Below are 16341 nucleotides of genomic sequence, written 5' to 3' on the forward strand. Positions count from 1 at the left end.
AGAGTTTCAATTTTTCGATACATTTTCTATATTTATGTGAGGATTTTTACCCATTTTACCCGATTGCCTTGCACTTTTTTCCCATTTATAGACTTCAATCACTATTTGTACAAGGGTTTCAGCTTTAATCAGCAAGCCCTAGATAGAGGCGTGTTGATTGAGAGTGGGACTCACCAAGAGTTGATGGCGAAGCGGGGACATTATTATTATCTCAATCATCAACAGTTGGATGTTGCGGGGTGAAAAAATAGGAAAAGTACGAAGTTTTTCTTGTCTCCACAATCCAAAATCCCAAATTTATATCAGCAAAAATCATGCCAAACACATTGAATGGAAGCGTTCAAACCGAAATCTATGAGGTAGAACAGCCCCAGGAAATTTTAAGGGAGCAAACACCAGATAGAACAACTGATGATTGGGCTGACGCGACTAAGGATTTGCTTGATAGCTTGCCCCAGGTTTGGACAAGAGGATTGCTGTATTTTTTGGTAGTGTTTGTGTCGATCATTTTACCTTGGGCAATGCTATCTAAGGTGGATGAAACAGGTTCCGCAAGAGGGCGACTTGAACCAAAGGGAAAGACGGTTAGGCTGGATGCTGCTGTGGCAGGTACTGTTGCCAAAATTCGGGTAAAGGAGGGTGATTCGGTTAAAGTTGGGCAGACTTTATTGGTGTTGGAATCAGAATTAGTTAAAGCGGAAATGCGGCAGATACAGGATAAGTTGGAGGGACAATTAAATCGACTTTCTCAGTTAAATTCATCTAAAAGTCAATTAGTTGTATCTTTGACAACGCAACAGCAACAAAATCAATCTCAACAGTTAGAAAAGCAGTCTCAAATTGATCAAGCGCGACAGAATATGAATGCTCTTAGGAATTCTTATGATTTACAAAAAGACGAAAAATTAGCTCAAGTCAATCAGGCACGGCAAACTGTTGAGCATAGTCAAACAGCTAATAAGTTAGTAAACAGTAGTTTAGCGAGTACCGAGCGCGAAGTTGAACGCTATCGCAGTCTTTGGCAATCAGGGGTTGTTCCAGAAATTAATGTTGTCCAGAAGCAAGATATAGCTAAGGACAAGCAACAGTTATACGAACAAAATCAGTCAGATATTCAGCAAGCTAAACTACGTTTGGTAGAACAACAGAGTAGTTATGAGCGGACTATTCGGCAAGCAAATGCAGATATTGAGCAGGCACAGTTGCGACTGAAAGAACAGGAAAGGAGTTATCAGACTTTGACTCGTTCCAGCAAGCTAGCTGTGCTAAAAATCGACGAGCAACAGAAGAATTTGGAGACAGAAATTACTACGCTTCAGGCAGAAATTGCTCAAAGTAGGAGTCAGATTGTCTCGTTAAAGTTTCAGTTAGGACAACGAGAGTTAAGATCCCCCGTAAATGGTAGACTGTTTCAGTTACCGATACAACGGGCTGGGTCTGTGGTGCAGCCTGGAGCAATGATTGCGGAGATTTCACCCGAAGGTTCGCCGCTAATAATTCGGGCGCAAATGGCGACGAATGAGAGTGGTTCTTTGCGAAAAGGATTGCCAGTCAAGTTAAAGTTTGATGCCTATCCTTTTCAGGATTATGGAGTACTAGAAGGAGAATTATTAGAGATTTCTCCTACTACTATAGAGGTAGAAACATCTAATGGAAAGGTTGCAGCTTATGACTTGGAAATTGCCCTAAACCAAAATTGTATTCCCTCGGCTAATAAGTGTATTGCCTTGCGTCCTGGGGATACGGCGACAGCTGAGGTAATTGTACGCCAGCGTCGGATTATTGATTTTCTGCTTGATCCATTTAAGCAGTTGCAGCAGGGAGGGGTAAAATTGTAGAAAACCCAACCCCCTTCCCTACGTCCAAAGGACATGGGAATTGGGAATGTAGAGATGTTAGATGTAATGTCTCTACATCCCGCTAAAAATTCATGCTCTCATGTTTAATTTTGCTAACCAAATTTAGGATAAATATCATGCCACAAACTATCACTATTACTAACAAAGATATTCTTCAGCAAGTTAAGTTATCTTACAAAATTCCTGAAATAGTTGAGCAGATTATTAGCCGCAAAGTGATTAGAACTGCTGCGGAAGAAGCTGGGATAAAAATAGATACAGAAGAATTACAAAAAACAGCAGACTTATTCCGCTTAATAAATAAACTCACAAGTGCTGAAGAGACTTGGGAATGGCTAGAAAAATATGGGTTGTCCTTAGATGACTTTGAAGAAATCGTATATAACAGTATCCTTATTAGTAAGTTAAGCCAACATCTATTCATAGATAAAATCGAACCTTATTTTTTTGAACATCAGCTAGACTATGCTGGTGTGGTAATGTATGAGGTTGTGTTGGATGATGAAGACTTAGCGCTAGAACTTTTCTATGCTATTAAAGAAGGTGAGATGAGTTTCTATGATGTTGGTCACAAATACATTCAGGATACAGAGTTACGCCGTTCTGGAGGATATAAAGGAATGGTGTTCCGCAACTCACTGAAGCCAGAAATTTCTGCTGCTGTTTTTACTGCTAAACCACCGGAGCTTATCAAACCAATTTTGACTTCTAAGGGAGTACACTTGATCTTAGTTGAGGAGATTATTCAATCACAATTGAATGACAAGTTGTATCAAGAAATTTCTTCACATTTGTTTTCTGAATGGTTGAAGCAACAAATTGCAAAAATTGAGGTTATTAAGCACTGGAACGACCTTAGCTGAGTTTTTATCCTGAAGTTTAACCTTGAGTTTTATTGCGTTTAACAGGGGTATTGGCTTGCACACTTTGCTTTACTCCAATGGTGTGTAGATATCTTCAGAGTTAGGATTGAGATATGGATGCTCTATGTCAATCCTAAATTTATCTAAATATTTGAGTATATATTTCATCCTAGATTCTGGAGATTCATCACCATTCGTGTGAGCTTCTAGTAAAGCATTGGCAACAATTTGACAACGGTTAATCCCAAAACTTTCTTGATACCTAAATTGTCGATCTGGGTGTTCAGCCAAGCCAATTCCAGGTGCAAGCACTTTAGTAAATAAGGGAGTCTGAGGTTGAAAGTGGGATTTATTTTCTGTATAAATAGTTTTCAAGACTTCCCAAACTAATTTATATTCAACATTATCAAATCGAAGAATTCCTGAATCATAGCGCTTATATTTTAAAGGGTTGTATAAGACTTTGAAAGTGAAAGGAACATTCATTGCATTCAATCTTGTCGTTACACATTTCATGGCTGCAATTGCAGCCTCATGACTGAAGTTAAAATAAACAAGTACCGCCTGATTGGAAAAATTTGCTGGATGCCCAAAATCACCAGACGCATCTCCCATTACCAAATAGAAATCCTGCTGTAGATAGCTAGAAGGAGACCATATTGATACAAGATCACCTACCATAGCCGATTGGTTTGTTAACGGAAGATGATGGTTTCGTTGGATGTGTATAATAACACCATCATACTGTACAGCGAGACTGCCATCAGCTTCTTCTCTTAGAACGCGGTAATCTGGATGAAACCAACCTTTTCCTATATTGTTACTCTCCAATTGTTCGTAGAATTCCCAATCAACTTCTACAGAAGCTATTTTTTTTAAAATTAGGTCATTCATCTGAAATTCTTCGCTTACTTCTGTCACAGGTGAGCCTTCGCAGTAAATGCTATATATCAATCTTAGCATCTGTAAGTTTAAGCACTTATATTGAATTTGCTGAGGCATTTTTTGTAGCTGTGCTAGTGTAGCAGTGGGAATTTCTATAGTGGGGAAGTTCGCATAAGTGAGATGTAAGTCAGAAGCTGTTATTTTAAGATTGCTAGCGATATGTTGCAATATCTTGAGTAATTGCATAATAGTTGTTATTAATGCTATTTGCTAGAATGTAGTGCTGTGTCTATAATATCTGATACCGTTAAACCAAAAACTGAGCTAAAAGATTCTTCTGGTTGGCAAAGTAAATTTTTTCCTACTTCCATCATACAAATGAACCGATTATTAGATAAATTGGGATCTTGAAAGTTACGCAAAATTGTATAAATTAACCCAAGTCCAGCAAATTGAATAACCCGTTTAAGGAAATCAGCGTGATCTTCTAAAACTTTGGGATAAGTATTGATGTAAGCTTTGGTCATAGCTGCAATTGAGGGATAAATCATTTCTAGGGGAATTGTAGCTAGCTGTAAAGATTGCTCCAGTTCAATAGCTGGATGTACAGTGATACTGTTAAGCCATACTAACAAATAACCAGCAATTGCTATTCCTAAATCGCAGGCTGGCTCACCCCAGCTAAAACTTTCCCAATCAAGAAGTTTAATTAAACTTAGATCATAATAATCAGTTTTTGATAATAGCTTCTCCGACTGCCTGTGAATTAAAATTTTATTTAAATGAAGATTATTATGGGTTAGACAGCAGTGGGACTGATGAGCTACAAGCTCAATAACTGCATTTTTCAGCTTTTCATAGCGTTGGTAAAAAGCAATAAATCTTAAACCTTCTACTGGAAACCTTCTTAAATTTTCAGGTTCAATTCTATTTAAAATATAGTTATTATAAGGGAAAGTATCTTTAAAGTTATCTTTATATTTTGTTAAGGATTTATAGCAATTCTGAGAGTTTCTAGTTTCCGAATGTAGTGTTGCTAAAGTATGTCCGACTAATTTAGCAATTGATATTGGAAAAGAGTTATTATTTTCATAATAACTCTCTAAATTAACATAATCACTGGAATATTTATATATTAGTATAGAATTGATTCCATCAAAATGAAGTATATTGGGAGCCAATGATGAGGTATAGAATAAATCAGGACAAGATGGCAAAAAGTCATGAATATACAGCTCATTGCTAATAGAGTTGTCTATAATAGGCTCATATTTATGAGATATCTGCTTAACAGCTATATTGTAAATTGGTAGATTGAGTATCCAATAGTAGTTTTTGCTACATTTAACGTCAACTTGCAGATATTCCAAATCTTTTTCTTGGCATATATTAGCGTCTACCAAGTATTTAAATAAGTTTTGATGGTTTAACTTGCCTTTCATAAACAGCCTATTTTTAGTTTTTTAATTGCATACAGCAAAGTATTACTGCTTTTACTTCTGCTTAAAACATAAGTTAATTTAGGTCAGTCTTAAACTATCCAATCTTCAAATTCCAAAAAAACAAGTGTAGCAACTTCATAGCAAATTTAGTCTATAAGTGCTAACTGATATAGAAAAGGGAAAAGGTTAAATATATAGGAGTTTGCCCTGAAACCTTTTCCTTTACCTTAATTATGAAAGTGAGTAATATTAAACAGCAAAAATATCAAAGGCAGCATGTGTTTGACAATTACCACTAGTACAACTATTTGAAACACCGCTATTAGCCGCTAGTCCTCCTGTTACCTGACCTATTTCATCATCATTTAGATAGTTCAGGAAACTTTCAGAATCGGCAAACAATGCAGTACCAGCGGGTTTGATGTCATTAACTTTTATATTAGCCATTTGAGTTTAGTCTCCAAGACAATTGTGTTAGTGATTAGGAATCAAATAGTTATGTTTGTTTCCTAATTACATCCTATTAAAAAGGTTTGAATATGCCTAGATAGTTCAACAGAGTTAACAGACCATAAAAGTTACAGATTAAGGTAAAAATAGTCGGCTATTTATGGTAAAAATCTATTTTTTGTAAAGGATTGTATAAGTAGATGAGCTTGACACCAGACAAAACTAAAATAGTTATGTCCCCATAGATTTTGAACTAACCAAAAGCGACAAAAAATCAGCCCAAAAATCCTTTAAGACTAAACGATAAAAATTTAGGGCTATTTCATTGTCGTAGTAGCAGCAAACCCCATGCTATTTGCTACAATCTGTCGAACTCAGGTGAGACGTGCTGCAAACTGCGCGATCGCTTTCCACAGCCTCTACAAAGTTGGTATCCAAACTCTAGGCTGATCAACAGATATTAAATGATTGCATTGCCAAAAATGCGTAGGCAAAGCCCGTCGTAGACATCGCATCAATTACGTCAACTATATGAGTATGATATACTCATATTATACTTACTAAGCTGATTCCTAGTTATGAGGTAACATGACCACGCCGATATCATCTAATCCAGAAACGGTAGAAACTAAGCGACAGAACTTCAACATTACTCCAGAACAAGAAGCAAAGCTCAACTGGCTACGTGATGCGATCGCTGCTCCTAATACCAAAGAAACAATCCTGCGTTCCATTGATCTAATGGTCATGCTCAAGCGCCAGATGCGCCCAGGTACTCAACTATTTCTCCACACAAGAGAAGGGCAAGTCCGCCTACTTATCCCAGAACTTGAATCTCCTCCAACAGGCAACTGGCAATATCTGGTGGAACGCCCTCACCCTTGGCGGCGGCAACTTTACATCAAAGGGCGAAAACTACTTGCTTCGACTGTGTGGCAAGATATGATTGCCAACCAGATGTCAATAGAAGAGGTAGCAGACAATTGGAACATCCCCCTTGCTGCGATCGAGGAAGCTATTCACTATTGCGAAAGTCACCAAGAACTGTTGAAACTGGAAGTAGAAGAGGAACGTTACCGCCTTGAACAAGAAGGAGTCTCCCTTGAGCCTAAAACTACTCATTGATGAAGACTCCCAGCCAAAACGTTTAGTTAATTTGTTATGGAGTGCTGATCATGATGTTAGTTAAAGAAGCCGAGAAAGTATTAGACACAGTGACATGACCAGAGTTTATTTAGACACAAGTATTTATAACCGCCCCTTTGATGACCAAATACAGCCAAAAGTATTTCTAGAAACACAAGCTGTCATCTTAATTGTACAAATGGTCGAAGCCAAATTAATAGAATTAGTTAGTTCTTCAGTTCTAGAATATGAAAATAGCCGTAACCCATTTCCTCTAAACCAACAGTCAATGGAGCGATACTTACAAATAGCTACATTGAGAGTATTACTAGATGAAAATATTAGAGGGAGAGCAAAACAACTAGAACAACAAGGGATTAAAGCCATTGATGCTCTCCACGTTGCTTGTGCCGAAGCTTCTAAAAGTGATTATTTTATCACTTGCGATAAAAGATTAATCAATCGCTGTCAAGGTTTAACACTCAAAGCAATTAACCCCACTGATTTTATTTTGGAGATAGAAGATGACAATTAAAGTTATTAATGAACAACAAAACTTACAAGAAGTAATACAAGTTTTACTCACACATTTAGAGCCATCCAAGGTGATGAAATTTTGGGCAGCTTGTAAATTAGGCGAAAGTGATTATTTACAACTAAAAGAAAAGCTATTTGCTCAAGATAATGTTGATAGTTTGTATGAAAAAATTAAAGCCTATCAAGATATGTAATGAAACATAGATGAGTCATTCTGAACGGAACGGAGTGTAGTGTTCGCCTAGCCTCTCGTAGAGAAGAATCTCACAATATGTTTCATTTCGCTTAAATGACACATTTAGGATTTATGCAAGAGAGTCTATTCTTTTCCGAAGATGTCTAATAAATATCTTCTGAATTGGCATTAACATAAGGGCGCTGCAACTCAATCCCCAAACGAGAAAATTGCCCAATGATAGCCTGCATTCTAACCTCTGGCAAGTCATCCCCTTGCTGCCAAGCTTCCAGTAACCCATTCGCCACAATCTGACAGCGATTCATCCCAAAGCTTTCTTGAACAGCAAATTTCTGGTCTGGTTCTTCTGCTAACCCCAACCCTAGTGCTAGTTGTTTGGTAAATAAAGGAATTTCTGACTTAAAATGCAATTGGTGTTCTTGATAAATAGTTTTTAAAACTTGCTTAACAACTTCATAGTCTCTCTTGTCAAAGTAAAGCACCCCTGAATCGTAGCGTTGGTATTCCTTGGGGTTATACAAAACCTTGAAACTGAAAGGAATTGCTAACTCATTCAGTCCTTGTGTTAAACTCCCCATCACTGCGACAGCACCTTCAGGAGTTACATTGATATAAATTCGTACAGTTACAGGCTGAATTTTCACATCTTCAATACGACTGAAGCCTGCATTGCCAACGGCCATGTAAAAGCCATTTTGTACTCGATTCTTAGGCATCTGAATAGCCACAGAATCACCTACCACAGATCCCACTTCAGTAGGTTGAAGATGCTTATTACGTTCAATATGCACCCTCAAACCGCCTTTAGTCACAGCTAAAGTCCCATCAGTTTCTTCTTTCAAAACAGACCAACCAGAATCAAAATAACCCTCTCCAAAATTACTTTCATGCAATTGCTTATAAAACCCCATATCTACCCCTAAAACAGTATTATTCTCCAAATCTAGGGGCAAACCATTTCCCTCGCCATCAAGTGCCAACGTACTTTGCATAGAACCGTTGTAATAGATACCGTAAAGAAAACTCCGCAATTGTAGACTCAGATATTTTTGTTGCATCTGGGTTGGCATCTTTTGAAAACGTTCAACTGCCTCAGATGGTAATTCCAAAGGTTTGTAATTTGGATGGTGGATGGAGAAATCAGGTTTTATCTCAATTTTCCGAACAATATCTTGCAGAACATCCAGTAATTGCCCAGTTAAACTAGTCTCTAGGTGAGTTTGAGGAGAATTTAATAATTGCATAACTACTTTAGTAATAACAAAATGATTTAAACAGCAGAACTACTCAGGTGACTTAATTCAACAGCAGCAGCACCAAAAATTGTTGGCATCGATTGTACAGGACGGCTTAATAATGTCTTAGCAACCTGAAGCATAGCAATCCCCATATTGCCAAAAGATTTTTGATATTGAATCATCGCCTGAATCTGTTGAATCAAAGCAAAACCTGTAAATTGCACTACCCGTTGCAAGAAATCAGGGCGGTGTTCTAGAATTTCTGGAAAAGTGTTTAAATAAGCTTGAGTTAATGCACAAATTGAAGGTTGAAGCAGTTCTAAAGGTGTTATTGCCAAGCGTAGAGATTCTTCAATACTCAAAGAATTGCTGATAATCAAGCTACCCAGCCAGATTTGTACATAGCTGCCAATAAGTGTTCCTAAATCAAAAGCTGGATCTCCCCAAGCGGAGCGTTCCCAATCAATTAGCCGGACAATATTGTTACTGGAATCGTGCCAATCTTTGTACAGCAGGATATTATTTAGTTTCAAATCATTGTGCGTTAGACAACAGGGAATCACAGCATTACCTAATTGTGCGATCGCCTGTCCCAAGCTATCATAACGTTGATATAGAGCAAAAAACTTTAACCCATCCCCAGGAACTAGACCAAAAATTTCTGGTTCAATCCGTTCTAACCCCCGAACTAAATGTGATACTTGATCAGCCATTAAATTATCAGAATTTTTAGAAAAGAATTCCTGATATTCTTGGCAGTTGAAAGTATCACGATGGATAGTGCCTAAGATGGTGCCAATTTCCCTAGCAATTTCTGTAGAAAAGCTCTTTTCTTTAGTGTAGAAATCCATTAAATCCCGATAATCATCCAGATATCTGAAGACAATAATGGAATTTTCAGCATCAAAATGCAGTGCCTCTGGCAAAAACGAGTGGTAGTTGTCAAGGTTTGGAAATTGTTGTAAAAACTCTTGAATTCGCCACTCGCTTAAAAATTCACCAGCGGCTTTTCCTTCCTGATTGTGTCGTTCTTGTTTAACTAGAAGCTTGCGATCGCCTGACCAACTCAGTAATAAATTAAAATTTTTAGCTGTAACTGGTTCTATCTGACTGGGTGGTTGGTCGCACTGATTACATAGACCATGTACAACTAAATAATCGAAAACATTATGAGAATTCAATAAAAATGTCATAACTTTTGAATTTGTAATCTATTTTTTAATTTTAAACAGCAAGAATAAAATAATGATACCTTGTTCTTTTTCTCTTAATTGTTGACTATTTTAGGTTAAACATTGAATCAGTGTAATTGCTTAATGTAGGTTTCTATTATAGGAAAAAACAAAGCTCTCTATTCTATTGTTGAAACTATAAATTAGACACAAATAAAACTTTTATGTCACTAAAAAACAAGAAATTTTGAGTTATCCCTATTTTTCTCTAAGAGCATATAATCTTAGTTACTCAAGCTGCAAAATCTTGCATACCGATTCAAATTAAATATCTCAGACCATTTCGACCATTAACTAAAACATTTATGTCCCGAAAATATTGTTAATTGACAGGTAATGTCTAATATTAAGTCGCTCTGCATCAACTTATATTTCATACAATCTCTAAAATGTCAATATGTAAAGCCAGATTTGGCATTTATCGTGCTAGACGATCGCTCTCTCATTATTCCTCATTGGTAACTTCTCGCCTGACAAACAAAGCTCGATAAACAGGCTCACCCTTATTTTGGGTATATATTTCCCGTTCTGTAGGGACTGGTAGCGGGTTTTGTGACAACCATTCTTCTGTACCCATTTTCTCAAAAGCTGGATTTTCAGCAAAGCGATCGCGCATTTCCACGGCGACAAATTCCATATCTGATTGCAGAAAGACAACAGAACCAACCGCCAGATAATTAGCTAATTCTCTTACTAATTCTGGTTGCACTACACGACGTTTAGCGTGGCGGTTTTTAAACCAAGGATCGGGAAATTGAATTGTAACGCGCTGTAAAGTTCCTGGAGGGAGAGAAGATAACAGCGGTAAGGAATTATTTACATTACAAAATAAGTAATGCAAGTTTGTTAAATTTAACTCATAACCTAACTTATTCGCGTCCGCCACCAGCGGTTCCCGAATTTCCAAGCCGAGAAAATTCCAGTTAGGTTCTATCTTTGCCATATTCAATAAAAACTGTCCCTTGGCGCAGCCAATATCTAGATGTAGTGGTTGATTTGGCTTTGCATAAACTTTTTCCCAGTCAAGGGGACTCGCTGGTGTTTGATATTTGCTACCAAGTGGGTTAACATGCTGGCGGACTCGGACTTTCTTACGTAATATCAATAGCTTTAGCCTTTAATTTCTCTCAAATGCTTATTTTAAACCGAACTATATGCTGTAGTCAGGTGGGTATTCTCCGCAACAATAAGTAATCGAATGGAATCAATTACACAATGTCATTGCGATCGCTTCTCTCCGAGACGCTCCGCGATCGCTCGCAATGGCTGTAAATATTTTTGTCCGCCTACTTAAAATTAACTGTATATAAATGTTAAGTGGATGCGTTTCTAAGCAGGCAAACAAAGCAAGCGTTATACTTTTGGGAAAAGACTTGTTTTAACCCCTGCTTTTAACATTTTCATAAATCAATGACTCTCAATTTTCGCTTTGCGGTAGTCAGTGACTTACACCTGGCACTTCCCCACACAATCTGGAATCATCCTAGCCGGTTTCATCTAGTCGAAGTCAGTATCTCGGCCTTTGAAAGTGTACTAAAACATTTAACACAACTCGATTTAGATTTTCTCTTGCTACCAGGAGATTTAACACAGCATGGCGAACCAGAGAATCATGCTTGGTTGCAAGAACGGTTAGCCCAGCTACCTTTTCCTGTCTATGTTGTTCCTGGTAATCATGACGTTCCTGTGCTGTTGGCTAATCAGCAATCAATTGCTTTTGCAGATTTTCCCTATTATTACACTAAGTTTGGCTATGACGATCCACAGCAGATTTACTACATTCGTCAGTTGCTACCTGGAGTCAAGTTGATTGGACTAAATTCTAATTCCTTCAATGACCAAGGTGAGCAGGTGGGGTGTTTGGATACCAAACAGCTAGGGTGGTTAGAAGAGGTGCTGGCGGCATCTGGTGATGAATTAGTTTTGGTGATGGTGCATCATAATGTAGTCGAGCATTTGCCCAATCAGTCGAACCACCCACTGGCAAATCGCTATATGTTGGCTAATTCAGCAGACTTGTTGCAGTTGCTAAGGCGCTATGGAGTCAAGCTAGTGTTTACGGGGCATTTGCACATTCAGGATGTTGCTTACTCAGAGGGAGTATATGATATTACCACTGGTTCTTTAGTTAGTTATCCTCACCCTTATCGGGTGCTAGAGTTTAGTCAAGATAAGCAAGGTAAACAATGGTTGCAAATTTTATCCCATCGGGTAGAGTCAGTGCCTGAGTTCCCTGACTTGCAACACTCATCGCGGCAGTGGATGGGCGATCGCTCTTTCTCCTTTTTAATCAGACTACTAACTAACTCTCCATTAAACTTACCACTATCACAGGCAAAAGAACTGGCTCCTAGTTTGCGCGACTTCTGGGCAACTATTGCCGATGGAGATGCGGTGTTAGATTACCCTCATTTTCCACTAGAGGTACAGCGCTACATTCAGACATACAATGCATCGCAGCCCAACTCAGGCATCCCCACTGGTGGAGATATTAGTTTGATTGATAATAACAGCACACTTTTACTAAATAAGAGTTAGGAGTGAGGAGTTAAAAATTTAATTCATCAACTCATAACTCAGCACTCACTACCGATTTTGGCGGCAAATTCCAAATGCTGAAGTGTAGGCGTGTAAGAATGTTCTGCCACCAACAGGGCCGATTTCACCGCCACAGAAAAAGCCGCTTACAGGAATGTCGGTGAGGTAGCGCCTAAATAGTTCAGAATCGAAATTGGGTTTACCGTAGAGTCCTTCACCTCGCCCCATACAGGCAAACATCAAGGCAGCTACGGCAGAAGGTTCAGAGTCTCGTTGCTGTTGATAACTTTGCAGAAGTAATTCTAAGTCTTCAGCAGAGGCTTGGGCATCACGCAGGTGGAATTGCAGCCTTTGACCAGAACGGACGCGATCGCCAATTGCGATCGCCCCAGCTGTGGGATCTACCCCCAGAATACCGCGAATTAAAAAGTCTCCCTGTTGCAAAGCCATCTTAAATTCATCCATTGCCACACCAACAAACAGAGAGTGCTGTGCTAAGGTGCGTTCTTGTTCGCTAAGACTGGCAATCAAATCTCGCAATACCACCAGAGGTACTTTTTCATCTAATTCTAGAATAATATTGCGATCGGCTTTTGTAACTTGCAACGGTTTGCCAATGGGTCGGCATCCTTGGGCTACAATCGTTTCCAACACAATATTGCCAGTCAAAGCTATACCGACAGTGCCTTCACGATACAGGTGTTGTCCTAGCTCACCGCCAACCTCGTTACAAAAAAGGGCAACACGACCACCCATACCCCCACCACTAGCCTGTCCCCCCACGATCACTGATCCTGGATAAGCAAAATCCAGCCCTTGCAACAAATCATTGATTCCAGAGGCGAAGGAACTAGATAATAAGATGAACTGGGGTGTCGGAGATGATGGCACACCGATCAAATCAAGCCAAGCATCTGGTGGGCCGTCTAAGTCAGGTAATTCTTCAGCAACAACATGAAATACTTGAATATTCACCCCTGGAAGGTGCGCTAAAGTCAGGCTGATAGCTGGTTCAGCTTCTAGTTCTTGGGTTTCTCCGCTAACCGTTGTCCCAATTACACCTCCACCACTACAGCCAATGAGCATCGGCACAGAAAGTTTCTCAGCCAACAAGGGTAATAGTCGAGAATACTCACTCGTAAAAGCAGACGAAATGAATACCAGCCCTAAATCCGCAGGTGCGGTTAACGACGAGACAGCTCGTTGTACCACATCTGCGACTGCTGCTTCCAATGAATGATGGGTTGATAGGGCGTTTGTCCACTGCATTTGGTCTGCCATGAGTTTTGAGCTTCTTTGTCTTTTTAGGCTAGTAGTTTTTAGTTTTTCATTTTGGGAAGAATTGCATCCTACAAGAGTTGACGCCAGCCCTTTGTATTCCCCATTTTAGGAAACTGGGGTGATTATTCCCTAATACACGCATCTAAATATATTGTATGATTATTCATCTATGGTAATGATTCCAGAAAATCTTAAAAATAAAGGTGGATGCGTTAGTCTGCTGTATGGGTGATAAACCAATAGACTAAAACACTAACTTAAGGAGCAGCTAAATTGTTAGAATAGTTAGTAATAAAGCCAAAAGCTGCAATTTTTGAATTTTTTCTATAATAGTATTAACAACACACAGCGAGACTAAAGCAATGAGCAACATCCAGGAAACAGTAAAGGATGACATCCAAGAAAAAATTCACGAAGAAGTAGAACAAGCACGTGCTACCTGTGATATTACAGGTAGCACTTCACCAGAGTGTGCTGCTGCTTGGGATGCGGTAGAAGAAATGCAAGCTGAAGCCTCACACAAGCGCCAAAGCAAGCCAAAAAACTCTCTAGAACAGTATTGTGATGACAACCCAGACGCAATTGAATGCCGGGTTTACGACGACTAGAAATTGAGGTAAGTGAATTTTTTGTTTAGTGAGCAAGCAACTAGGATCTATTTACTTATATCTCGTATCTTCAGTCCACTCCCGTCTAAAATAGCGATCGCTCTTTTTCATCATGTTCCTTAAGGGGTGTAAACTTGGTGAAATGTGTGGAGTTAGATATGTCTAAAGATTGAACTTTGAGAGTTTTTTGATCTCAAAAAGAAACCTCGAATAAATTGGGGTTTCGTTCAGGAGTGCTAAGTATATAGCGTCTAGGTGGGTTTTGAAACTCTCTCTGATGCTTACTACAGGTAGGTGCAAAATCTAAGTCGAATATCTTCGAGTTGCTTGTTTTTTTGCTCAATAGAGAGATTAGAAAAATGAACTAAATAATTGACAAAAGTTCATCTTAATAATACCTTTTCCAAAAACCTTTGCAACAAAGGAATTGGCTGTAGAGACGTATAGATGTCATATGTGTCAACTTAACGTAAAAGTGATGTCCGGCAAGGAACTTAACTTCCTTGCTAATAGCACAAGTCATCTTCAGATGACTAAATACCTCCAAAAATCTCTAGTCTACTTCAGTAGACTTTAGCTGTTAGCCTTGAACTAAAGTTCAAGGTGGGTGATGAAGCCAACAGTTAAGCTATTCCTAGCTTAAGTTGACACCAAGGTATAAATGTACGCCCCTAAAAACGTGTATGTAGTATGAATTTCGTGAAATGATATGAGTTTGGGAGCCGCTTACTTGCAGAGAGAAGTCAGGGTGTAGTTTTGAGGCTAGCCACCGAGTTTTGTGGTTGAATTAAATTGTTATGTAATATAGATAAACTACTAAGTAGCTAATAGCTTACAAGTATGTCAGTTATGGGTAATCACTGTTGGTTAAAACTGTTTTGTTTATCGTTTGAGAAAAACTATGGACTATAGTGTCTGGTTTCGCCCTTTCGTCTGGATTGATTACCGACTGGCAGTATTATTCCTGGGAATTATTCCGCTAATTCTTCTGATTTGGGCATTTGTGCAAAAAGCAGAAAGTATACAACGATTGTTAACTATATATTGGCGAGTAGCAAGCTTGGTGGCAATCACGATTTACTTAATGATTGCTCAATATCAAGTTAGCTTTATTTCAGGGTTGATGGCTCGGATTTTGATCCCGATTTCACTGTGGTTCTGGGTGGATCTCAACGATGAAATTGAGTATCAAACCAGTGGCTCTTTGAAATTTATTTTTACTTCTTGGCGCTGGGCTACAAGTGTTTATTGTATTTTGAGTGCACTAGCCTTGATCCCTTTTTTGGGTTGTGCTTTTTCTGAAAATGTTTTGAAAACTCCCTATTGTCGCGTCTGGTTCGAGGCTCCGTTGTTATTCAAAGAATATTTCCATGCTAATAGCAAAGCTGAGTTCTTAGGTTTTCTTGCGATAATTAGTTTAGTAATTTATGTGCTTTACTTAAGCTATTTTGTTTTGATTAAGCTGGGCAAGCAGGGACGCTCGGCTACACCACAATAACCCTCACTGTGTCCATAGCCATACTCTTAAAAAAATGAATTCCATTGGCAAGCGACTGGAACAATATACTGCTAAATACCCCCAAGAAGTCCTACTTGTAACGGTGGAAATTGCCGATGAGCAAGATAGAATTGCTATTTTTAGAGGCTTTTCCAGTTCTTTGATGCGTCCAACGGCATTTGATGCAGATGTACCAGTTTTACCAGATGGCGCAAACATCCTCAACATTGACCGAGTAGCCAGTCCTTACAATCCTGAAGCACCCCGTTATATTCAACAAGGAATTTCTTGGGAAGCTATGGAAGCTTTATTATCAGAACTGGGGGTCAACTAATTCGTAATATCATGTCCGCTTGATTACTTATTAAACCCGGAGAACCCCACCCCGCTAAAGCTGTGCTTTGTCTCCCCTCCCCGCAGGCGGGGAGGGGTTGGGGCTGGGGTTCTTTTATTATGGGTAATTTGACGGACATGATATAATTGGTGATTTTGCGACAAGGCTGACTTTGAGATTTTTGATGGAGCCATTTTTAGAAAAAACTAACTCCCCGCAACTTAATACATCCCAATGAAAAGCCGTGTCTACGAC

17 protein-coding genes are annotated in these 16341 nt (G+C 38.9%); 10 read left to right on the forward strand and 7 right to left on the reverse strand.

What is annotated here, in order from left to right:
* The 3 genes from ACEW80_RS14180 to ACEW80_RS14190 form a co-directional block, all read left to right on the forward strand.
* Window positions 1-243: hypothetical protein (locus ACEW80_RS14180; protein WP_373527200.1), on the forward strand; the 243-nt coding region annotated here is incomplete at its 5' end.
* A gap of 71 nt (window positions 244-314) precedes the next feature.
* Window positions 315-1838: an HlyD family efflux transporter periplasmic adaptor subunit gene (locus tag ACEW80_RS14185; RefSeq protein WP_373527201.1), complete on the forward strand. Its 1524-nt coding sequence runs from the start codon at window positions 315-317 to the stop codon at window positions 1836-1838.
* Between the two features lie 137 nt (window positions 1839-1975).
* Complete coding sequence (locus ACEW80_RS14190) at window positions 1976-2722, forward strand: peptidylprolyl isomerase (protein WP_373527202.1); 747 nt, start codon at window positions 1976-1978, stop codon at window positions 2720-2722.
* A gap of 69 nt (window positions 2723-2791) precedes the next feature.
* On the opposite strand, the gene ACEW80_RS14195 is transcribed toward ACEW80_RS14190, so the two are convergent.
* The 3 genes from ACEW80_RS14195 to ACEW80_RS14205 form a co-directional block, all read right to left on the reverse strand.
* The gene (locus ACEW80_RS14195) at window positions 2792-3853 is read right to left on the reverse strand and encodes a T3SS effector HopA1 family protein (RefSeq protein WP_373527203.1); all 1062 of its coding nucleotides are present in this window, start codon (window positions 3851-3853) and stop codon (window positions 2792-2794) included.
* Window positions 3854-3870: 17 nt separating this feature from the next.
* A complete protein-coding gene (locus tag ACEW80_RS14200; protein WP_373527204.1) occupies window positions 3871-5049 on the reverse strand; it encodes an aminoglycoside phosphotransferase family protein in 1179 nt (392 codons plus the stop codon).
* 249 nt (window positions 5050-5298) lie between these two features.
* The gene (locus ACEW80_RS14205) at window positions 5299-5496 is read right to left on the reverse strand and encodes a hypothetical protein (protein WP_373527205.1); all 198 of its coding nucleotides are present in this window, start codon (window positions 5494-5496) and stop codon (window positions 5299-5301) included.
* Between the two features lie 591 nt (window positions 5497-6087).
* Between ACEW80_RS14205 and ACEW80_RS14210 the strand changes: the two genes are divergently transcribed.
* From ACEW80_RS14210 to ACEW80_RS14220, 3 genes are all read left to right on the forward strand, one after another.
* Window positions 6088-6624: a hypothetical protein gene (locus ACEW80_RS14210; protein ID WP_373527206.1), complete on the forward strand. Its 537-nt coding sequence runs from the start codon at window positions 6088-6090 to the stop codon at window positions 6622-6624.
* Between the two features lie 94 nt (window positions 6625-6718).
* Window positions 6719-7159, forward strand: a complete 441-nt coding sequence (locus tag ACEW80_RS14215) for a PIN domain-containing protein (protein WP_373527207.1) — start codon at window positions 6719-6721, stop codon at window positions 7157-7159.
* Window positions 7149-7355 (forward strand): hypothetical protein, encoded by a 207-nt coding sequence (locus ACEW80_RS14220; protein WP_373527208.1) that lies wholly within the window; start codon window positions 7149-7151, stop codon window positions 7353-7355. The genes ACEW80_RS14215 and ACEW80_RS14220 overlap by 11 nt, the downstream gene beginning before the upstream one ends.
* A gap of 145 nt (window positions 7356-7500) precedes the next feature.
* On the opposite strand, the gene ACEW80_RS14225 is transcribed toward ACEW80_RS14220, so the two are convergent.
* The 3 genes from ACEW80_RS14225 to trmB form a co-directional block, all read right to left on the reverse strand.
* The gene (locus tag ACEW80_RS14225) at window positions 7501-8601 is read right to left on the reverse strand and encodes a T3SS effector HopA1 family protein (protein ID WP_373527209.1); all 1101 of its coding nucleotides are present in this window, start codon (window positions 8599-8601) and stop codon (window positions 7501-7503) included.
* Window positions 8602-8627: 26 nt separating this feature from the next.
* A complete protein-coding gene (locus ACEW80_RS14230) occupies window positions 8628-9788 on the reverse strand; it encodes a phosphotransferase (protein ID WP_373527210.1) in 1161 nt (386 codons plus the stop codon).
* A 484-nt stretch (window positions 9789-10272) separates the two neighbouring features.
* Window positions 10273-10932: a tRNA (guanosine(46)-N7)-methyltransferase TrmB gene (gene trmB / locus ACEW80_RS14235; RefSeq protein ID WP_373527211.1), complete on the reverse strand. Its 660-nt coding sequence runs from the start codon at window positions 10930-10932 to the stop codon at window positions 10273-10275.
* A gap of 305 nt (window positions 10933-11237) precedes the next feature.
* On the opposite strand from trmB, the gene ACEW80_RS14240 reads away from it, so the two are divergent.
* Window positions 11238-12365 carry a metallophosphoesterase gene (locus ACEW80_RS14240; protein ID WP_373527212.1) on the forward strand — a complete coding sequence of 376 codons (1128 nt, stop codon included), beginning with the start codon at window positions 11238-11240 and terminating at the stop codon, window positions 12363-12365.
* Between the two features lie 48 nt (window positions 12366-12413).
* Here ACEW80_RS14240 and ACEW80_RS14245 read toward each other — a convergent pair whose 3' ends face one another.
* Window positions 12414-13646: an FIST N-terminal domain-containing protein gene (locus ACEW80_RS14245; protein ID WP_373527213.1), complete on the reverse strand. Its 1233-nt coding sequence runs from the start codon at window positions 13644-13646 to the stop codon at window positions 12414-12416.
* Between the two features lie 362 nt (window positions 13647-14008).
* Here ACEW80_RS14245 and ACEW80_RS14250 point away from each other — a divergent pair, with 362 nt between their 5' ends.
* The 3 genes from ACEW80_RS14250 (at window position 14009) to ACEW80_RS14260 (ending at window position 16086) form a co-directional block, all read left to right on the forward strand.
* Window positions 14009-14254 carry a Calvin cycle protein CP12 gene (locus ACEW80_RS14250; protein WP_373527214.1) on the forward strand — a complete coding sequence of 82 codons (246 nt, stop codon included), beginning with the start codon at window positions 14009-14011 and terminating at the stop codon, window positions 14252-14254.
* Window positions 14255-15155: 901 nt separating this feature from the next.
* Complete coding sequence (locus tag ACEW80_RS14255) at window positions 15156-15752, forward strand: DUF3177 family protein (RefSeq protein ID WP_373527215.1); 597 nt, start codon at window positions 15156-15158, stop codon at window positions 15750-15752.
* 34 nt (window positions 15753-15786) lie between these two features.
* On the forward strand, window positions 15787-16086 hold the full coding sequence (locus ACEW80_RS14260) for a hypothetical protein (RefSeq protein ID WP_373527216.1): 300 nt from the start codon (window positions 15787-15789) through the stop codon (window positions 16084-16086).
* Window positions 16087-16341: the final 255 nt, after the last annotated feature.

The sequence above is a fragment of the Nostoc sp. genome (genome assembly GCF_041747015.1).
GTDB lineage: Bacteria > Cyanobacteriota > Cyanobacteriia > Cyanobacteriales > Nostocaceae > Nostoc.